The organism is Tunturiibacter lichenicola (genome assembly GCF_051013355.1).
Classification (GTDB): domain Bacteria; phylum Acidobacteriota; class Terriglobia; order Terriglobales; family Acidobacteriaceae; genus Edaphobacter; species Edaphobacter lichenicola_F.
This window is the reverse complement of the sequence record NZ_CP132944.1, coordinates 2,268,418-2,288,739: the sequence shown is the minus strand read 5'-3', so window position 1 is coordinate 2,288,739 and position 20,322 is coordinate 2,268,418. Positions and strand designations below refer to the sequence as shown.

At 55.3% G+C, this 20,322-nt stretch carries 14 protein-coding genes; 8 read left to right on the top strand and 6 right to left on the bottom strand.

Annotation, left to right across the window (positions count from 1 at the left end; translation table 11 throughout):
* Positions 1-468 precede the first annotated feature (468 nt).
* The 4 genes from RBB82_RS09745 to RBB82_RS09730 all read left to right on the top strand — a co-directional run bounded on the left by RBB82_RS09745 (position 469) and on the right by RBB82_RS09730 (position 4,342).
* Positions 469-2,766: a patatin-like phospholipase family protein gene (locus tag RBB82_RS09745; RefSeq protein WP_433974933.1), complete on the top strand. Its 2,298-nt coding sequence runs from the start codon at positions 469-471 to the stop codon at positions 2,764-2,766.
* A 50-nt stretch (positions 2,767-2,816) separates the two neighbouring features.
* The gene (locus tag RBB82_RS09740) at positions 2,817-3,725 is read left to right on the top strand and encodes a sugar phosphate isomerase/epimerase family protein (protein ID WP_433974932.1); all 909 of its coding nucleotides are present in this window, start codon (positions 2,817-2,819) and stop codon (positions 3,723-3,725) included.
* A 150-nt stretch (positions 3,726-3,875) separates the two neighbouring features.
* On the top strand, positions 3,876-4,013 hold the full coding sequence (locus RBB82_RS09735) for a hypothetical protein (protein ID WP_433974931.1): 138 nt from the start codon (positions 3,876-3,878) through the stop codon (positions 4,011-4,013).
* A gap of 158 nt (positions 4,014-4,171) precedes the next feature.
* Complete coding sequence (locus RBB82_RS09730; RefSeq protein WP_433974930.1) at positions 4,172-4,342, top strand: hypothetical protein; 171 nt, start codon at positions 4,172-4,174, stop codon at positions 4,340-4,342.
* A 95-nt stretch (positions 4,343-4,437) separates the two neighbouring features.
* Here RBB82_RS09730 and RBB82_RS09725 read toward each other — a convergent pair whose 3' ends face one another.
* Together RBB82_RS09725 and RBB82_RS09720 are read right to left on the bottom strand one after the other, a co-directional pair.
* Positions 4,438-5,130, bottom strand: a complete 693-nt coding sequence (locus RBB82_RS09725) for a DUF2461 domain-containing protein (protein ID WP_433974929.1) — start codon at positions 5,128-5,130, stop codon at positions 4,438-4,440.
* 334 nt (positions 5,131-5,464) lie between these two features.
* Positions 5,465-6,232, bottom strand: coding sequence for a hypothetical protein (locus RBB82_RS09720; RefSeq protein WP_433974928.1), 768 nt, complete (start codon positions 6,230-6,232; stop codon positions 5,465-5,467).
* 309 nt (positions 6,233-6,541) lie between these two features.
* Here RBB82_RS09720 and RBB82_RS09715 point away from each other — a divergent pair, with 309 nt between their 5' ends.
* Both RBB82_RS09715 and RBB82_RS09710 read left to right on the top strand, forming a co-directional pair.
* Positions 6,542-6,997, top strand: coding sequence for a cupin domain-containing protein (locus tag RBB82_RS09715; RefSeq protein ID WP_433974927.1), 456 nt, complete (start codon positions 6,542-6,544; stop codon positions 6,995-6,997).
* A gap of 498 nt (positions 6,998-7,495) precedes the next feature.
* Entirely contained in the window at positions 7,496-8,056 is a 561-nt protein-coding gene (locus RBB82_RS09710; RefSeq protein ID WP_433974926.1) for a hypothetical protein, read from the top strand.
* Between the two features lie 41 nt (positions 8,057-8,097).
* On the opposite strand, the gene RBB82_RS09705 is transcribed toward RBB82_RS09710, so the two are convergent.
* On the bottom strand, positions 8,098-8,937 hold the full coding sequence (locus RBB82_RS09705) for a helix-turn-helix domain-containing protein (RefSeq protein WP_433974925.1): 840 nt from the start codon (positions 8,935-8,937) through the stop codon (positions 8,098-8,100).
* Between the two features lie 312 nt (positions 8,938-9,249).
* Entirely contained in the window at positions 9,250-10,353 is a 1,104-nt protein-coding gene (locus RBB82_RS09700) for a glycoside hydrolase family 88/105 protein (RefSeq protein ID WP_433974924.1), read from the bottom strand.
* A 248-nt stretch (positions 10,354-10,601) separates the two neighbouring features.
* On the opposite strand from RBB82_RS09700, the gene mnmE reads away from it, so the two are divergent.
* Entirely contained in the window at positions 10,602-12,005 is a 1,404-nt protein-coding gene (gene mnmE, locus RBB82_RS09695) for a tRNA uridine-5-carboxymethylaminomethyl(34) synthesis GTPase MnmE (protein ID WP_433974923.1), read from the top strand.
* A gap of 471 nt (positions 12,006-12,476) precedes the next feature.
* On the opposite strand, the gene RBB82_RS09690 is transcribed toward mnmE, so the two are convergent.
* Positions 12,477-14,990: an alpha-galactosidase D gene (locus RBB82_RS09690; protein ID WP_433974922.1), complete on the bottom strand. Its 2,514-nt coding sequence runs from the start codon at positions 14,988-14,990 to the stop codon at positions 12,477-12,479.
* A 751-nt stretch (positions 14,991-15,741) separates the two neighbouring features.
* Entirely contained in the window at positions 15,742-16,728 is a 987-nt protein-coding gene (locus tag RBB82_RS09685) for a hypothetical protein (protein WP_433974921.1), read from the bottom strand.
* A 171-nt stretch (positions 16,729-16,899) separates the two neighbouring features.
* Here RBB82_RS09685 and RBB82_RS09680 point away from each other — a divergent pair, with 171 nt between their 5' ends.
* Positions 16,900-20,322, top strand: coding sequence for a DUF5107 domain-containing protein (locus RBB82_RS09680; protein WP_433974920.1), 3,423 nt, complete (start codon positions 16,900-16,902; stop codon positions 20,320-20,322).

The window sequence follows — 20,322 nt, the reverse complement described above, 5'->3', positions numbered from 1 at the left end:
GTTGTTGTTGCCTGTTCTTTTTGTTGTCATCGCGCAGGGATCTGCTGTTGCACTTGCCGTTGTTGTTGCCTGTTCTTATTGTTGTCATCCCGCAGGGATCTGCTGTTGCATTTGTCGTCGTTGTTGCCTGTTCTTTTTGTTGTCATCCCGCAGGGATCTGCTGTTGCATTTGTCGTCGTTGTTGCCTGTTCTTTTTTTTGTCATCCCGCAAGGATCTGCTGTGCACTTGCCATTGTTTGGCCGAAAACTCATCAGCGGCTAACGAGACATGCGATCGCCTCCTTCCATGAATCTCAGAAGACAGACACCACACCCTCAACTGAAGCGGAAGAGACAATCGCCCGTCATCCTCTCCCCAAAATCACCTGCGAAGTAAGATAGCCTCAAAGACACTAGCGCGAACGTTACCGTCTGCAACTCTCTAGAACCATCGATCCGTCAGGTGTTGTCGATGTCGGAGGACTTTGCATGTCGCTTCAACCAACTAGCATCATCCGTGCTCTGCTGGTATGCGTCGTCTTCTCGCTCTTCGGCGGCATTGCGCAAAGCCAGACCACGCCACAACCCGAAACTACCCCGGCCATTCCTGCTAGCTCCGCTCCACCCCTCCAGCCTCACGACCCCATCAGTCCAAAAAAGCACCGCCCCCGCGTCGCACTCGTACTCGAAGGCGGAGGCGCACTCGGCTTCGCTCACATCGGCGTCATCGACTATCTCGAGCAGCATCACATCCCCGTCGATCTCGTCGTCGGCACCAGCATGGGCGGCCTCATCGGAGGTCTCTACGCCTCCGGCCGTTCGCCCGACGAGCTCCGCGCCCTCATGCAAAGCATCGACTGGGACGTTGCCATCGGCGGCAGAACCCCCTTCCGCGCCCTCAGCTACCGCCGTAAGCAGGACCGCGAAGACTTCCCCAACCGCCTCGACTTCGGCCTCAAGCATGGCCTATCGCTACCCGAAGGCCTCAACTCCGGCCAGGAGGTCGGCCTCATTCTCGACAACGCGACACTCGCCGACTACAACCTCGCCAGCTTCAACGATCTCCCCATTCCCTTCCGCTGCGTCGCCACCAACATGACCACCGGCCGAATGTACGTCTTCGACCGCGGCTCCCTCGGCCAGGCGATGCGCGCCACCATGTCCATCCCGGGCGTCTTCGTGCCGGTCGTCATCAACGGTCAACTCTTCACCGACGGCGGCTCCGTCGACAACCTCCCCGTCGACGTCGCCCGCGCCAACGGCGCCGACATCGTCATCGCCAGCTATCTCGATACTGGCCAGGCCGGCACCAAGCGCCCCGGCTCTTTTCTCTCCACCGCTGGCACGTCGATCAGCATCATGGTCGCCGCTAACGAGATGCACAGCCTCGAAGACGCCGACGTGCTCATCAGCTCCGACCTCAAAGGCATCACCAGCTCCATGTACGCAGACTCCGACAAAATTGCTCCCAAGGGCACCGAAGCAGCCAGCAAGAAAGCCAAGCTTCTCGAAAACTACAGTGTCAACGACGAAGAGTGGGCCCTATACGTCAAGCAACGCGACGCTCGCCGCAAAACCAACGTGCCCAACCCACAGTTCCTCGCCGTCTCTGGTGAAGTTCCCGCCGCCAACGCAGAGATCGCACATCACCTCACACCAGAGGTTGTCAACAAACCCGTCGACACCAAGCTCCTGGATCAAGCGATGACGCGCCTTGTCGGCAACGGAACACTCAACGCCGCCGGCTACTCTATCGTCGACCGCAACGGCGTTCCCGGGCTCGCCGTCACCGCTTATCCCAAGTCTTACGGCCCGCCCTTCCTCAACCTCGGTATCAACATCGACGGCGCCGACACGCAAGACGTCCTCTTCGGCATGGCCGCACGCATCACCTTCACCAACTTCGGCGGCTACCGCGCCGAGTGGCGCAACGATGCATTCTTCGGCTCCAGCTACGGCCTCAAAAGCGAGTACTATCGCCCCTTCAACGCACACACGCGATTCTGCTACGCCCCTCGCGCTTACGTCACCAGCACTCGTTTCGACTTCTACAACGAGGGCTCCCGCACCTCGCAGTATCAGATCGCACAGAACGGCTTCGGCTTCGATGGCGGCTACACCTGGGCACGCGGCGCAGAACTTCGCATCGGCCAGGACGAGTATTGGTACTCCGTCACCAAACGCATCGACTTCGACGACCTCTCCATCCCCGCCCAGCTTCAAAGCGTCTCCTCCCTGCAGTTCAACTACCTCGGAGCAGACAGCGCCGTCCTACCCTTCAGCGGAGCCAACGTCTACTTCCACGTAGCGCGTCACGAGCCCAACAAAGGCAACGATCCCTTCACCCTCGCCGACGCCCGTGTCGCCTACTACGTTCCCATCAGGACCAAGAACGCCATCTTCGTCACCGCCGCTGGTGGAACCAGCTTCGGCGCACCGCCCGACGTGACAGACCTCCAGGGCTTCCCACTCGGTGGCCCGTTTCGCCTGGGCTCCTACGGAAAAAACGAACTTCTCGGCAATCAATACTGGCTCTTCCAGGGCGGCTACGAGCGCCGCCTGTTCAAGTTCAATCCGCTCATCGGCGAAGGCCTCTATGCCGTCGCCTTCATGGAAGGCGGCAGAGTCTACAACAACCTTAACGCCGCAGACACCCTCATCTCCGAAGCCTGGGACGGCAGCTTCGCCGTCGTCGCCCGCACTGCGCTCGGCCCCATTTATATCGGCGGAGCCGCCGGAGACAACGACCATCGCAAGTGGTGGTTTGGCCTTGGCCGCACCTTCTAGTGATACGATCGTCGCCGACAGCAACATCACGAAATCCCGGGAGAGACACTTTGAATCAGTCACGACGCTTGTTCCTGCAACAGTCCGCTGCGGTTGGCCTGGCCTCCATGCTTCCATTCAAAACAGCGTCAGCCGAGACCAGTCTTCCCATCGGCGTACAGCTCTACACCGTGCAGGATGAACTAAAAAAAGACGCGGCTGCCACGTTGAAGAGTCTCGCGAAGATCGGCTACCGCGAAGTCGAATCCTTCCCTCTCCAGACCGTCTCTCCCGCAGACCTCCGCAAGATGCTCGACGACGCCGGTCTCAAGTGCCCCAGCGCACATCTCTTCTTCGGCTTGTCCGAAACCGACAAACTTCTCGATCAGGCCAACACGCTGGGCGCTCACTACGTTGTCAGCTCAATCCTTCTTCCCAATCCAGTGCAGGCCGACCAACTCTCGAAGGTGCTCGACATCATCAAGACCTTCACCCTCGACGACTTCAAAAAGATCGCAGTCAAAGCAAACGAGATCGGCGCACAAGCGAAAAAGGCCGGTCTCCAGTACGCCTATCACAACCATAACTTCGAGTTCCGCGACTACGACGGCCACACCGGCTACGAGATCCTGCTCAGCGAAACCGATCCCAGCCTCGTAAAATTCGAGCTCGACTGCGGCTGGATGACCACCGCCGGCAGAAACCCCATCGACTACTTCACCAAGTATCCCGGCCGCTATCCCCTCATGCACGCAAAGGACTTCCCCGCCGACACTCCCGTCAATACGGTCATCGGCGTCGATCCCAAACACCCACCCACCGAAATCGGCAGCGGACACATCGCCTACAAACCGATCATCGCAGCCGCGGAAAAGTCCGGCCTTCAACACATCTTCGTCGAGCAGGATCCGCCCATCGCCGGAATGACCTCGCTCGAAGCAGTCGCCATCAGCTACAAGGCTCTCCGTCCTATCGTCTGAGGGTTTGGCCAGCGCCGAAGATAAAAAAAGATCGGCGTCGCCACTCACGCCGCAGGCAAACCGCATCCTACTGTTCACGAGCGGTTCATAGGGGGGCGTATGGAAACAGAAGGACAACTTGAAACTAGAAGCTCATTCAATAGACTCATCTTGTTCGCGACCGTCGCATCCGGACTCATCGCCGCCTACCTCATGTACCGTCGCGGCGAGTCACTCGGCTCAATCGCGAAGCAGGCAATCACAAACCCCATCGGCTCTTTAGTCAGCGAAGTAAAAAACACGATCTGACGTGGATGGTCTTGTCACAGTGCAGCCGTTTGTTGTCATAGTGCAGACCTTTGTCGTCGAGTGCAACCCTTTGTTGTCCAGTGCAACCTTTGTTGTCCAGTGCAGCCCCTTTGTTGTTACAGTGCAGCCCTTTTGTTTGTCATAGAGCAGCCCTTTTGTTGTCATTCCGCAGCGAAGCGGAGGAATCTGCTGTTGTCGTTGAAGTTGCTGTTGTCGTTGAAGTTGCTGTTGTCGTTGAAGTTGCTGTTGTCGTTGAAGTTGCTGTTGTCGTTGAAGTTGCTGTTGTCGTTGCCTTCTTGTTGTCATCCCCGAAGGGGATCTGCTGTTGACCTCTATCGCCGTCGTTTTTAAGTTGTCATCCTGAGCGCAGCGAAGGACCCCCCGCATTTGCTTTTGCTTGCTTCTACACCGCCACCGCCAATCCCTAAAACAAAGGCCGTTTAGGCTTCCCCAGCAAAGGCGTATTCAACAAAGCAATCATCGGCGCAGCCGCCTTAAACCGCTCGACCACATCCTTCAACAACCCAGGCGAAGTAGCCCGCTCCACCGGCAACGTAGCTGACACGCCCCACTGCCGGCACATCAACAGATCAATCGCCGGATGATTCGGATCAAATCCCTTAGGCGGCCGCGTCAGCGACATCGTCTCCGTCTCCTGCATCAACGACCGCAGCTTCTTCCCCGCCATAATCTTCCGAAACTCCTCATGATGGTCCACCAGATACCGCCGTATCGCGAGCAACTGTTCCCGCTCCGGCATATAAACCCCGGCGGCAATCAGCACATCGGTCGAACTCACCTGAAGGTAAAACCCTCCACCCGAGGTCTTCTGCAAACCATCCCGCACCCACCACGCCGAAACGTGATTCTTGTAAGGTCGCTTGTCCTTGCTGAACCGAATATCGCGATAGATCCGCATCATGATCTTCTGCGGCGGCCGCACATGCTCGGGAGCGAACTCCAGCATCGCGTGATTTACCTCATCGATCAACGCAAGCATCGGAGCCTTCAACTGCTTCTCATAAACATCCTTCCGTGGCCCAAACCACTCGCGGTCGTTGTTCTTCTTCAACCCCCGCAGAAACTTCAAAGCCTCATTCGAAAACTGTGTCGCCATATCCTTAATCTTATGCTCCACCTGCGAATTGTGTGCTTCCACCGAACCCAACAATCCGCAGACGAAGCCAGCGAAAGCTAAGTCCGATCAATCCCCTTCATCCGCGTATACCGATTGACCCGGTCATATCCATCCACGCTCAGGAAGACTCACCAAATCGAGCCGAGTGGAACCACGAAAGCGAGCAATCCAAGCCCCGAAGGAAATATAACTTCAAGCCAATACCAGAGCCTCCTCCATAGCCGAACATCATCCCCGATATCCGCTAAAAGGACCCCTCGTTTAACACTCCTCTTCCAGTCTCCCGGGGACTCAACAATAATCGCGTCCAACTTCAAATCAGCTTGCGTATCTCAGGATCCTCCATCAGCGCGTCAAACCTATCTTGAAGTGGCTTTAAGTCCTCGTCCTGTTTCTCCGACAGAGCCTCTATCTGCGCGCCAAGCCCCGACATCTTCTCTTCCAGCTTCGGATCTCTCGGGCCGTCCTCCCGTCTCAGCCTTTCGAACTCCGCAAACGCCTTGGGATGCTCATCTCGAATCGGCCCGCAGATCCTTCTAAACTCCTCGCCAATCTTTTCGATCTCTTGTTGAATCTTCGCGGACTCCTCACTTCGTTTCTTCGTGAGTTCCTGAAATCGTTCGATGTTGGCCAGTTGTCTCTTCCGCCGTCTCTCAGAGATCGCGTAGTCCCGATCAGCGGCTTCTTTAATCTTGAACTGTGCCAGGCCACTCAAATAGTCATGAGCCCTCTGGTCCCGATAAAGGCTCAGCCAGAACGAAAGCAGGCAGTAGAGCAACACCGGCGACAACACCCTGCTGAAGCGCAGCGCCGTATGAGCAGCACTCGTGGCTGTCGTTGAAGGCACACCCCCCAACGCGGTCAACGGAGCAAGGTTCAGATCAATGCCCAACAACGATATCTTCGCCAGCGTCGCAACTCCAAAAAAAACTGCCAGCGAAAGAACTGACAGAAGCAGCAGCAGGTTCTGTCGTTTGCGCGTCGAATCGGTGATGGGGTCAGTCAGCAACTGCGCCGCTCGCGTGTACAACGTCTCTTCAAGCGCAGCTTCTTGAGGTGGTCTGTTGTTTGCCTCATTCATCTCGGGAAACCCCCTGTGAGAATCAGACGGTAACTAAGTTCCCATCATTCTCTTCCCAAACCTCCATTTACTCCACATGATTCGCGGAACGTAACGAGCGAAGTTGCACCATACGATCAGCAAGCGCCTTGGCGATCTATTCGACACATGCTCGACCGGCGCATCCATCTGTCTTCCGATTGCGCCAAAAGGCGAGTACGCTTTCCGTGTCGCACTTTGCTCATTCGATGTTGCGTCCAGCAGGGCCGACGACGGGAGCCGGTTCATTTCACGGACGAAAAATAAGAAGGAGAATCCTATGCACAAGTCGTGGAGAATCGTCGTCTTCGCTTTGGGACTCGCTATCACACAGCCTTCACACGCGGTTGCGCAACAGGATCAATCCGCCTTTCCGAAGGCGAGTTATCCACCACGAAAAACCACACCGGCGATATCTGGCTCAATGAACTCAACATTGGCGATGCCACGTTTGATCCGAGCGTCGCGCAGGCCGTGTATGGCCCCGCCGCAAAACTCGATTGGCACATCCATCCCGGCGGTCAGGTGCTCCTCATCACAGAGGGCACTGGCTACTACCAGGAGCGCGGCAAACCGGTTCGCATCGTCCACAAGGGAGACGTGATCAAATCCGCTGCCGGCGTGGAACACTGGCACGGCGCCGCACCCGACTCGACCTTCGCATACATCGCCGTCACGCCAACCCAGAAAGGCAAGACGATCTGGCTGAAGCCGGTAACCGAAGAGGAATACAAAAGCGCAAAGTAGAAGTAGCACCTAAGTAGCAAGGCTTAAGTGGATGAAGGAAGACGCCGCATTTTCGTAATCTCACTTCTCAATGAGTAATAGCAGGCCGATTCATTCATTTGTCCGCAGAGAGAAGATCATTCGCAACAATGCAAGCGGCGAATGCACGTACTCATTGCGCATCGTCCCGTATCAGCGCATCAACCACGCACATCGTACTTCCGAGAAGCCGACTTCTCATTACCAATCCGGTCTCGATGAGTGCATCGGCGATTTACGACTTCCCAACACCGACTTCTGCTCATGGTGTCCGAATGTGCAGCCTCCCTATCAATCCCTATCAGGCTTCGTTGCTAACGATGCAGGTTAGACAGGGCCTCTGCCGATTTCTGAGGGTATGTCGCATTTGTACAAGTCAATCCCTCCCGCCCAATGGTGAGATGGGCCTACCAGCGCACTTGAAGTTCCTCATGGCGCAGAGAGTGTAGCGGTCTGGTTGCCAATTCAAAGGAGAGACTCATGATCACCCTACGAAACATCACAGACATCAACCGCAGAGCAGTCAGCCTATTGAGAACCTTAACCATCCTTGTTCTTGCAGTTCCGATCTTGAACTCAAGTGCAATGGCGCAAGCCGATATGCAGGAAAATCTTGGCGGCATAGCATCGCCGATCGAAGGAGGGTGGATCTTCTCCATTGACGCAGGCCCGGTCTCCTTCGTTGCGCTGGCGTCCTTCTCTACCGGAGGAGTCTTCTTCGGTACCGGCTCTCTCGACCGGGTCAACCCCGTTTCAACGTTGACGGGTAGCTGGAGACGCACAGGCCCGAACCGGTTCGATTCAACCGCCTACTTTCTGGCATTTGATGCCGCAGGCAATGCTGTCGCAATGCTCAAAACAAACCAGGTCTTCCGTCTCACAAATCGCAATGAACTGGTAGGAGCAAGCCTTGTATATAGCTGCAACCTGCAGGGAGAAAATTGTGTGAGCGTCTCACCCGCGCCCAGTAAGGTGACAGGGAGGCGAATTGTGATCGAAAGAGGAACCGAAGAATTGGCACGTAGTTTGCCTTTGGAATAAATGCAAAGAAGCGAACCCATCTCAGAACGTCTGTTTGAGACTTACAAATAGTAAGGATCTGCAGACGGCTTGAGCGCCCATAGTCGCATGTCGCCGATGTGCTTTTCGATCTGAGATGGAGCACATCCGCCGAACGCATGAAACTCTCTGATCATGTGGGCCTGGTCGAAGTATCCGAATTCGTGAGCGATCTCTAGTCCGGACCGGAGTGTGGTGAAGCGGTTGCTGGCTTCGAGAGCCATCTGAAAGCGGGTCGCTCGCGCAAACAACTTGGGAGTAAGGCCGATTCCCTCGATAAATCTACGCTCAAATTGACGAACGCTAAGGCCGGCTTGACCGGCCAATTTCTCTATACGAATGAGACCCTTATGATGAAATAAGTGATGAGCAGCTCTCATGATGTCGGTACGAAGTTGGGCATTTCGTGCGAAAGGTAACAGATAAGCTTCTGCAATTCGGACTTGCTCGGAGAAGGACCGCGATTCGGCCAACTGCAGCCAGACTTCGTGAATGCTGCTTCCAAAAACCTCGGTGCCATCAAAATTGTGATTGGCCAGTTCGAGAAGCGGAATGCGAAAAAGTTGCCAAGGCGCGAGGGGCTTGAGGAAAATACCGAATCCAAGAACGTTCCCGGTGAAGGTAGAAAAGCCCAATGGGCTGGTTTGAGAGCCCACATAGTGAACCCGGGGAATCAGTCGCGTCTCACCTTCGCCGAAGACGATGCTGGGGCGAGTGCCGAAATCAAAGGCTATCGTGTGTTCGAGGCAGCTGACATTCGACTGTTGATGACGGACTCCTGGAAGAGACATTTCACGCAAACCGAAGGCGCGGACAAACTCTCTGAGCTCAGAGCGAGGCTGCGACGTTTGAACTCTGTGCATTCGAGTCCCTCCATCCTGCTGCTCTCGTGACGAGGATATTGTAAGCCGCCTCGGCTGAAGTCGGATATGAGTGCCAATTTAGTCGAGAACACAGCCGATTATGTTGTCAGTCACCGGTGCGGGTTATCAAATTCGCGAACTCTCCATAGTCGCAGCTTGCAATTGACGGTACTTCACCGCTCGGTGTCTGGTTTCCTGACGAGTCACCGGTATTCCTAACTAAGTATCAACTGGCGACAACAGGCGATGCACTCATTCACTTTTCGTAGAGAGAAAACTGTTCGCAACAATCCGAGCAATGAGAGCACGCACTCATTGCATATCGTCCCGTATCAGCGCATCAGCCGCCCACATCACAGGAGCCTGCCCATGGAAGTCTCCCGTCCGCCGTTTGCGCGCGAGATAGTAGGCCAGGTCGTCCTTCTTCCCCGTCCCCTCGCACACCTGCGTCACATCATTGTTCTGGTCCACATAACCCACCGCGGCAATCCATCCGCGCCGCGCCGCAGGTCCATACGTCTTCCCGTCGAGCCACCCATGTTTCACGCCCGTGATCATCGCGAAGCTGAACATCGCCGAGCTTGAGCTCTCCGGCCAGGCCTCATCATGGTCGATCAGCTCCCGCCACATCCCATCCTTCCCCTGATACTGTAGCAGCGCACTCATCATCAGCCGATAGCCCTTCAAAATCCGCGCACGATCAGGATGATTCTCCGGTAACGACCGCAGCATCTCAGCCATCCCCGCCGCAACCCAACCATCCCCACGGCCCCAAAAGTACTTCACATCCGGCGCATGATAGAAAAGCCCATTCGGCTGCTGCAGTTTGTCCAGATAAGACACCATCTCCTTCGCATCCCGGTCCAGATACTTCTTGTCTCCCGTCGCGCGATACGCTTCGAGCTGCAGCATAGTCAACATGTACATGTCGTCGATCCAATATCGCGTCTCACCAGACAAGCCATCCGGCTGCGGACTCTCCCACTGCCGATCCGCCCACCACAAACCCTCCTTCAGAAACTTCGCATCCTTCGTCTGCACCGCAATCTCCAGCGGCACCACTCCAAAGATCGAATCATCCACATGATGCCGCTCCGGCCGTCGTTCAGCCTCAGCACCACCTGGCATCAACGGCTCAAACTTCTTGATCAACTTGTCCCGCAGCGCATCGTCATGCGTTAACTGCGCAAACTGCAACGCCCCATACCAGGCACAAACCTCTGAGTAGTGAATCGTCTTGGTGTACTGGTGAGGACTCGTAACAAAGTGCTCCGCCAATTGTTTGCCCACCTCTTGCGGCGAGTCGCCCGTCGGCCAGTCAGCAAAATAGGTGTCTTGAGCATGAGCGCTCTGCGCCAAAGCCACTCCTGCACAGCCCACAAACAGACATCCAGAGAGCACAAATCGTGAAAGCATCCTCACCTCGCAAATTTTCCTTAAGTTTCAACACCGAACATTCTACGCACAAAAATAAAGTTGAAAATCGTGGCGTATTTTTCCGCGCTCCAAAAAGAGTGCTTTTAATCACCACGTTTACCATGCAAACCACCACATTTTGACCACCAAAACACCACGTTTTGCACCCCACTTTTTGCAAAAACCCCTGCAAAACACCACAACGCGCCACGCCAATTTTTTCCACCCGATACCATGAAGAAAATAACGTGATCAACCCCGGAAACAACCCCGAACCCAGCGCCAATACCGAAGCAACGGGAGGCACGACCGATACCATCGTCGCCATCTCCACCCCGCCCGGTCGCGGTGGTATCGGCATCGTCCGCCTCTCCGGCCCCGCATCGCGAGCCATCGCCGAACCCCTCCTGAAACTCCGCCATCCGCTCGCACCCGCGCAGGCTCGCTTCGCCGAAATCCTTGACAACACAGGAGAAACACTCGACGAAGCCGTCGTAACCTACTTCGCCGCCCCCAACTCCTACACCTCCGAAGACATCGTAGAGATCGCCGCCCACGGCTCCCCCGTCCTCCTCGACCACCTCGTCCGCCGCTCGATCGCAGCCGGCGCCCGCCTCGCAGAACCAGGCGAATTCACCCAGCGAGCCTTCCTCTCTGGCCGCCTCGATCTCACCCAGGCCGAAGCCGTCCACGACCTTATCGAATCCACCACCCTGCATCAGGCCCGCATCGCCGCCCAGCAGCTCGGAGGCTCCCTCTCACGCCAGATCACCCCAATAAAACAACAACTTATAGCCCTCATCGCCGCGCTCGAAGCTGGCATCGACTTCGCAGAAGACGACATCGACCTCCTCCCACAATCCGAAATCACCTCAAAAATCGAAGCAATCGAAGCCCCGCTCATCGCCCTGGAGCAAACCTTCGCCTACGGCCACATCGTCCGCGACGGCTTCACCCTGGCAATCGTTGGCCGCCCAAACGCCGGTAAATCCTCTCTCTTCAACCGTTTAGTTCAGCGCGACCGAGCCATTGTCACCGCTACGCCCGGAACTACACGCGATCTAGTCACCGAACGTGTCTCCTTCGAAGGCATCCCCGTCGAACTCATCGACACCGCCGGCCTCCGTCACGCCACCGATGAAGCCGAATCGATCGGCATCGAAAAATCCCGCGAAGCCATGGCCGAAGCGGATGTAGTCCTCCTGGTGCTCGATGCATCCGAACCACTTCACGAAGAGGATGAGGCCGCTATGGCCGCTTTCTCTGCACGTCCGTTTCTCATCGCCATCAACAAACAGGACATCGCGAATACCGCTCAGCGAGACCGTCGAATCACTCACCCCACGATAGAAACATCCGCGCTCACCGGGACGGGTCTAGACGAACTACGTCGCGCCATCATCTCAATTGTCACGAAGCAAACGCCAAACGCAGAGACTGCACTCCTCACAAACCTGCGTCAGCAACAGTCGGTAGTAGCCGCGATAGCAGCACTGACCCGAGCAAAACTAGCTGCAACCAAGATCATCCCGCACGAGATGGTGCTCCTCGATCTCTACGACGCCTTGAACTCCCTCGACGCCCTCACAGGTGGCACTACAAGCGACGACATATTAAACTTAATTTTTAGTAGGTTCTGCATCGGCAAATAAAAAGCAATTCCTTGGCACTCCAAGGAGATCCTTATCATCGCGATTATCTCAGTGTATACAGTACTTTAGTGACCAGCCGCGTCCAAGCAAATCCTCAGTACGCCATTCTCAAAGTTGTTCACGGCGCTGTACGCTGCCGTTATGTTGCTATCAAAAGTGGCAACTGTGGACAATCCAAAGGCGCGATGCCACTGACTGAACTCCAAATCGAGGCCTTGAAACCCGAAGCGATTCGCTACGTAGTAAGCAGCGATAGCGGCCTTGCACTTGAGGTGATGCCGACCGGTGCCTCTTCTTGGCGATACAGATAATGAAACCTTAGATATCATTCTTCTGACCGGTGGCTTTCCAATTCCGCCTTTTACGATCCATGACCTAAGGCCCACTGGATCAACGATCTTGCACAAAAAGAGCTTCTCTTACGAAAGGGCCTTCCTTTAGGAAGGCCCTTTCGACTTTTCTGGTTAGGAGCTATTCGGTCTCGTTGGTTAGAGCTAAGGTGCTTACGTCGCTTCCGTTGCCCGCAGAGAAGACCGCTTGCACCGAAAAGGTATCGTTCTTCCCGCAACCTGGAGCGAACAAGATCGGCACCTCAACCGAGCGTGTCGATGAAGGAGCAATCGATCCCACCGGAAGCGGCGTCGGCAGCAGAACGCTTGCCTTGCAGCCATGGTTGCCCGCATTGGGAACAATCGTGAAGGTGTTCAGCAGAGTCTGCGTCGCGGCCGAGTTGCCTCCATTGGACAGCGTAACCTGCCACAGGCGCAGGTCCGCGGGTCCGGCTTTGCGGGTAACCGCCGCACTCAGGTCTGGCGTGCCCACAATAGGAGCAACAGTAATGTTGTCGAGCCCCGGAGCAAATCCACCCTCATTGGGATTACCGAACGAAATAGTGTTGACTCCGGCTTGGAGTTGCACCGGAATGACGATGGGCTGCGGGTCGCTGAAGGTGCTGCCGTTAAGGTCAAGCTCAATCGGCGTCCCGTTATTGACCGTTGCGAAGAAGGTGCGTGGACCCTGCGTGGCATAGTCCACCTCAAGCTGGTACATGCCGCCATCAGGAACCGTCACGTTATTGAAGGTCACGCTATTGCCCGCACCTGCTCCAAAGCTACCGACAATCGCGCCTCCCGAGCAATACGAACATCCGCCCACGCCGGCCGTTCCAGTCAACGTCGCAGCCTCGGCCTCATAGGTAGTGGATGAACTGGGGATCGCGTCGCCGTTGCCACGGATAATGACGCGGTCGAGTCCCGGCGCAAAGGTCCCGGCATTACCGAAGGTGATCGCGTTGAGCCCCTTCTTCAGTGTGACCGGAACAGTGGTGGAAGCCGGAAGGCTGAAGCTGCCTCCGCCCAGGTTCAGCGTCGCCGAGGGCCCGCCGTTGATGCTGTATTCGTATGCGCGTGGATCTTCGGTGAGGTAATCCACTTCCATGAGGTAAGTTCCAGCGCGCGGGGCCTCCACATTGTTAAAGGTGACGGTATCGGTACCCGGAGCGCCACCCAGAAATCCGGCTTCGGCTCCGCCTGAGCAGGCCGAGCAGTTGCTCACGGTAGCGGTTCCAGTAAAGGTGCCCGACTCGCCCTCATAAACAGTCCCCTCCGGCTCCGAAACTCTGCCCGCGTGCCGAACCTTGAGCACGCGCGATCCATGGCCTACCAGAACCGTGCTGAAACTATTGGAAAAGCCTCCCAGGTTGATCTGATTCCACACATCGCGCACGCTGGCGGCGGTGGCAAAACCCAGGTCGCTCCACTTCACCGTCACCTTAGAAGGAAAGGCATTGAGATTGAAGAGCGCCACATATTCATATCCGTCATTCGTGTCAGAGACCCAGACTGGCGTGAAGCCGCCACGCACCTGCGTAGCCGGATGGCCCGACTGATCAATTGCGATAACCTCATCGTTGCTCAGGGATGACTTGGCAAAGCTGTCCAGCTTCGTCAGGTCGCCTCCCAAGTACATCGGCGCATTCACCATGGCCCAAAGTGTGATGGCCGACTGCTTCTCGTCCTGGGTAAGGCCATCGAGTGTGCCGTCTCCCACATCCAGCGTATCCAGATCGTTCCAGCCCATGGTGGGGCCCGCATTGTGCTCCCAGCCTACGGCCTCATACTCGCGTAGAACAACGTGTGGCCAGTCGGTCAGCGTGGCGCAGCGGCCTTCGCATTCAATGTCCTGATCGATGCGGCGAGCATTCGAGAACTGCTGCCATGTGCTGAGGAAATCCTGATCGATATCCCACGAGACCGTCAGCCAGATAGGCCGCCCGCTCTGTGCAATGGCCTTCGACCATGCTTCGACGTCGGGACGATTATCAATGGCAAGGCTATCGACATCGGAGCCCGGAGCCACCGAGTCCAGCTTGATGAAGTCAATGCCCCACGAGGCAAAGAGATCCACAACCGAGTTGATATATTCCTGCGCGCCCGGCTTGGTGAAGTCGATCTTATCGTGGAAGGGATTGGGTAGCGGGCCGGCAAAGGTATTGCCCTGCGCCAGTGGAATAGCGACAATCTGCTGCGTCGTGTAAGGCGTTCCAAGGATACGGAAGTTACCGTCAACCGCCGGCTGCTCAATTCCGGGAATCCAGTAGATGCCTGCCTTCTGGCCATTCGCGTGGATGTGATCGATCAATGCCTTAATGTCGGGGAAGTTCGGAGCAGCGGGAATCGGGCGGCCGTTCGCATCAAAGGTGGACATCCATCCCGAGTCGATATTGATGTATTGGAAGCCATGCTGCTGAAGCCCCGAGGCTGCCAGGGCATCCGATTGCGCCTGAACGTTGGCCTGCGTGAGAAAACTGCCGTTGATTGTCTGCTCGCTGAAGGTGCTCCAGCCAAGATAGGGTTTCTGGCCTACGCCGTTCACCTGCGCTTGGGCAGGCAAATGCGAAAGGAGCAATCCCGTCGCGGCTAGAAATAAGGAACAAATGTATTTGCGATTCTGGAACGAACCAAAACCGCGAAGCCTGGTCTGCATGGTGTTGCCTCCTGGCAATTCGCACTCAAGTAAAAGTGAAGTCTGGCGTCAACGTAATCAACGGTAACGTAAACGTATATTTGTCTTAAAATGAAACACACCGACTTTAGATTTGCCCTTTTACGTCTGTCAAGAAAAAGAATGTAATTTGTTTATTGGAAATAAATGCCAAAAAATCGGCCCGTCTATACCTTTTCCTCGCAAGGGGTGCTAATAGAAGAAAACTAAGGGTGTAAGGTCAGGAAACAGGCCAAAATTCTCGGTTACGTTAACGAAAGGTAAGTACTGCCGGACAACGATGAGTGCTCATTGCTGACTTGACGGGCGACCGGAAGCGATCTCAGTTTCCTGTTTGTCGATGAAAGCTTATTGGGAACGTCGCGAACCGTCATCGCAAAAAAAAGAGACGTTTTGCGTAAGTATGCTCGCCAACGCTTGGGACGGAGATTATCGGTCAAGCTGAATCGCTCTACCGAGCCTGCCTGCTCTCTGGAGAAGTCAAGACAATCACGTAACCACAAGGTGACGCTGGAGTCGCTGAGACTGAAAGAGCGTCGAGCCGAACAGCAATACCCGTTGGAGTACGGACGCAGGTACACCGATGACGGTGAATCGCCTTTGTCTGGGACCTGTCGCTCAAGACTGACGATGATGTTTTACGAACGGCATGCTCCCATCGTGACGTAAGGTGTGGGTTGGAGTCGGAGGCTCGCATATCGTAGCTTTGACGCGAAACCAATTCCGCCAGATGCTACAACTGTTGGATTGGACGCAGTAGGGCCGCGCTCGCTCGAAAATCCTTTAGATCGATCGAGGTGGAAGCCCCCAAAAGTTCGAGTTCCAATCTCCATCGACAGTGTGTTCGCGCATCCAGACAGCGGGCTGTTCCATTTCCTTGTGCGGACGCTAATGAGTCAGAGTTGGATGTTGTCGGTTCAAGCGCAACGGTATATTGCTTCTTTCCCGTCTCTGGCCATGCTCCCAGGCAGATCCAGATCCCTAGATAGGGCAGGGCAGTAGGGTCAAAACGGATCACAAGCCCTTGCCCTATCCTGTGCCGATAAAGAGCTCCCCAGCCAGCCTTATTCATTCGAGCAAAGAGTTTGTGTGCCGTTGCGCCGTCTTTCTCTGCCACTTTGCTGAGATCCGTCATCACGCCTGATGTCGATCGCGCGGTTGGCCAGATGATAGAGGTGTTGCTTTCGAAGAGGCCGGCAGAGGTGTATTCCACGGTAACTTGATTAACCTCATCGGGTAATACGACGTGATCTCCAGCATCGACTCGAAGTAGAGGATGGGCAGACCAAAGCCAATTGGTTGGTTCGTCCGATAGGTTATAAAGATCGTAGTCGAGGATCAAAGATGAACCTTTCAGAGTGGCCCGCCTTGTTAAGCGCAATGGCCTCGATAGTGCATCAGCATGAAGAACAAGTCCATCTCGCTGAGAATCGATATGCCACATAACACGCCATAGATCACCATGGTCTGGCACCGCGGGTTCGTCTTCAACGCTCTCGCAAATCGACACACTGGGTAGGCATTCATCAAAGCCACCACCGTCATGTTCGCTAAAGTCTGCGGTAGAAGAGGCGTGCCGATATTCCTTGAGTGGCGGCAAAATAAACTCTTCTCCCGTGCGAAGACTGCTTAGAGAGATGATTTTGCCCCCGAATTCCGGAAGGATCTTGACCTGCAGAAGGTCGTTCTGAAGCGTGAGCGTATCGATGTGGTTTACCATCTTTTAGCGAAATTATCTCAGACAAGCCTACGTCCCGAGATCTGTTTCCTTGACAAGGATATGGCAAACTACCTAAAGTTCTCTTTGCGGTAACGTAAACGATGTTTTGCGTCGCGAAGGCCATCCAACTATTCATGTCGTAGAACGTCACGTTATCGGGGGAACGGAGCAATGGGAGAGCAACGAATTTCGGAGACCGATGGAGACTTTTCTCCCGCGGGGAAAGAACTTCATAAACTGAAGTTACCGCCGGCACCAGCCACCGAGACAGGCAGCGTAAAGGTCTGGAAGGAATCCGTGGTGATGCGCTCCTATATGCCGGCAGCTCCCGATACGAATCCTCTCTTCCTCGAAAAGCGCGTCTACCAGGGCAGCAGTGGGAAGGTTTATCCATTGCCAGTTATCGATCGCGTTGACACGGAGCCACAGAACAAGGAGTGGGACGCGGTTCACATCGAAAACGACTTTATTCGGCTGATGATTCTTCCCGAGATCGGAGGGCGCATCCACGTCGGATATGACAAGCTCAACGGTTACGACTTCTTTTATCGCCAAAACGTAATCAAGCCGGCTTTGGTCGGACTCGCCGGCCCGTGGATCTCTGGTGGAGTGGAGTTCAATTGGCCACAACATCACCGGCCCGCGACCTTCATGCCGGTCGAAGTAGCGATTGAGCGTGATCAGGATGGATCAGTAACGGTCTGGTGCAGCGATCATGATCCAATGGCACGGATGAAAGGAATGCACGGCATCTGCCTGCGCCCAGGCAAGGCTTATCTTGAACTCAGAGTACGTCTTTACAACCGAACTCAAGATACGCAGACGTTCTTATGGTGGGCCAACGTTGCGACGCGCGTCCATGAGAAATATCAGTCCTTCTTTCCTGGAGATGTCCACTTCGTCGCTGACCACGCCAAGCGAGCCGTGACCGAGTTTCCACTGAGCCAAGGTTCTTACTACGGAATCGACTATGGCCAGCGTGCGATCCACGGCGTTCCAGAGGAAGAGAAGCCTGCGAACTTCATACCGGACGGATCGTACCCGCCAAACGATCTAAGTTGGTACGCAAATATTCCGGTGCCGACAAGCTATATGGTCGCGAATTCAAAGCAAGACTTTGCGGGTGGCTACGATCATTCCAAAAACGCTGGCATGGTGCACGTTGCGAATCACCACATTGCTCCAGGGAAGAAGCAATGGACCTGGGGAAATCACGAGTTTGGATATGCGTGGGACCGCAGTCTGACCGACTCCGATGGGCCCTACATTGAATTGATGGCCGGCGTGTACACAGACAACCAGCCCGATTTTTCCTTTCTCTCTCCGGGGGAGACAAAGGCCTTTAGTCAGTACTGGTATCCGATCCGCGACATTGGAGTGCCGGATCTTGCGAACCTAGATGCGGCGCTCCGCATGGAAAGGAATGCCGACTCCGTTGGCATTCATCTTTTGGTCACTCGGGAATTACCGGAGGCGATCATCTCTTTGCGGTCCGAAGGAAGAGAAGTTGCGGTTTGGAGAGGTCAGCTAAGGCCGGAATCTCCGTTGCATGCGGAGTTCTCAGTTGGCGATGTTCATCAAGAACTTGAGTTTCTGCTGAAGAGCAATGAAGGTGGTGACGTTGTTCTGCGCTATGCGCCTGCAGAGACTGTCCCAGCGGCCTCTCCAACGGTTGCCACCGAACCTGGCTTGCCAGCGGATATTCAATCCACCGATGAACTCTATCTTATCGGCCTTCATCTGGAGCAGTATCGTCACGCAACTAGAGACCCGGAAGGGTATTGGTTAGAGGCAATACGAAGAGACTCCGGAGACTATCGGTCGAACAACGCACTGGGTCGCTGGCACCTGAGACGCGGTGAGTTCAAGAAGGCGGAGCAGTATCTCCGCGTAGCAATCGCACGCCTGACAGATCGCAATCCCAATCCCTACGATGGCGAGCCACATTACAACCTCGGACTGGTGCTGAACTATCAGAGCAGAGTCGAGGAAGCCTACGAGGCTTTCTACAAATCGACATGGAACGCTGCCTGGCGCGGCCCCGCTTACCATCGCCTGGCAGAGATCGACTGCAGCCGTCGGCAATGGACGCAAGCGCTCGATCAAATAAATAGGTCTCTGAAAGCTGAGACCGACAATTTGAACGCGAGAAACCTCAAGGCGGTAGTGCTTCGGCAGCTCGGTAGAGATGGAGAGGCGGAGAAGTGCATCGCGAACACTTGTGAGCTTGATCCCCTTGATAACTGGAGCAGATATCTTGCTACCGGGCTGACGCCGCCGAACGGTCAGCAACGTCTAGACCTCGCACTCGACTTACTGCGCTGTAATTTGCTGTTCCAAGCAAAGAACGTTCTTCTAGGTGGCTCCGCCGCCAAAGATGGATCGGACGCAATGTTGCTCTACGCTCTTGCTCGCGTCTATATGCTGCTTGGTCTTGATAAAGAGAGTGCAGACGCCTACAGGAGCGCCGCTGCGGCAAAAGCCGAGTATGTCTTTCCCAGCCGCCTAGACGAAATACTTCTTCTTGAAAGTGCGATGACACAGAATCCTGAAGATGCCCGTGCTCCGTACTACCTGGGAAATCTGCTCTACGATCGTCGACGGCATGAAGATGCAATTCAGCTTTGGGAACGCGCCGTAGAGCTTGATCCTGACTATCCAACTGTCTGGCGGAATCTTGGCTTTGCCTATCACAACGTACACGGCGACGAAACGAAGGCTCGCGATGCGTTTGCTCGAGCCAACACGCTCGCTCCAGCGGACGCACGCATCGTTTATGAGCAAGACCAGTTGTTGAAGCGCATTGGCGAGACTCCCGATCGCCGACTCGCAACATTTCAACACGTACCCAAACTTGTCGCATCGCGTGACGATCTCTCCGTAGAGCTGGCTTCACTTTACAATCAGGTCGGCCGGCCGGAGGACGCCTTGCAAGTGCTGCTCTCACGCCGATTCCAGCCTTGGGAGGGCGGAGAGGGATTGGTGCTATCGCAGTATGTTCGCGCCAATTTGCTGCTCGGTCAAAGAGCCCTGGTCGAGAAAGATGAATCAACGGCGATCCGTAGATTTGAAGCAGCTTGGAATCCACCACAGAGCATTAGCGAAGCCAAGCATCTTCTGATGAACTTGAGCATGATCGACTATTGGCTGGGTGTCGCGTATGCAGCAAATCAGGACAAGCCCAAAGCCGTGCTTCATTGGGAGCTAGCGGCAAACTGCCGTGGCGACTTTCAGCAGATGCGGGTCCAATCCATCTCCGATTCCACTTATTGGAGTGCGCAGGCTCTCATCAGTCTGGGGCGGAGCGAAGAGGCAAGACAGATGTTTCAGGAGATCTACGACTACTCCTGGAGTCTGGAGCGCCAGGAGCCGAAGATCGATTACTTTGCTACGTCGCTGCCTGCCATGTTGCTCTTCGAAGAAGACCTGTTACGGCGACAGGAGATCACGGCAAAGTTTCTGCGCACGCAGGCGTTGCTTGGTTTGGGACAGAAGGAGTATGCATACACGTTGCTAAACGAAGTGCTGACCATGGATGCAAATCATCCGGGGGCTGCAGATCTGTTGGCAACACTTGAAACGACCGTGAACTGA

Coding starts and splice junctions, on each gene's coding strand:
- RBB82_RS09690 (WP_433974922.1), bottom strand. CDS start 14,990: ATGCAGACCAGGCTTCGCGGTTTTGGTTCGTTCCAGAATCGCAAATAC.
- RBB82_RS09705 (WP_433974925.1), bottom strand. CDS start 8,937: ATGCACAGAGTTCAAACGTCGCAGCCTCGCTCTGAGCTCAGAGAGTTT.
- RBB82_RS09685 (WP_433974921.1), bottom strand. CDS start 16,728: ATGGTAAACCACATCGATACGCTCACGCTTCAGAACGACCTTCTGCAG.
- RBB82_RS09710 (WP_433974926.1), top strand. CDS start 7,496: ATGATCACCCTACGAAACATCACAGACATCAACCGCAGAGCAGTCAGC.
- RBB82_RS09700 (WP_433974924.1), bottom strand. CDS start 10,353: ATGCTTTCACGATTTGTGCTCTCTGGATGTCTGTTTGTGGGCTGTGCA.
- RBB82_RS09720 (WP_433974928.1), bottom strand. CDS start 6,232: ATGAATGAGGCAAACAACAGACCACCTCAAGAAGCTGCGCTTGAAGAG.
- RBB82_RS09745 (WP_433974933.1), top strand. CDS start 469: ATGTCGCTTCAACCAACTAGCATCATCCGTGCTCTGCTGGTATGCGTC.
- RBB82_RS09725 (WP_433974929.1), bottom strand. CDS start 5,130: ATGGCGACACAGTTTTCGAATGAGGCTTTGAAGTTTCTGCGGGGGTTG.
- RBB82_RS09680 (WP_433974920.1), top strand. CDS start 16,900: ATGGGAGAGCAACGAATTTCGGAGACCGATGGAGACTTTTCTCCCGCG.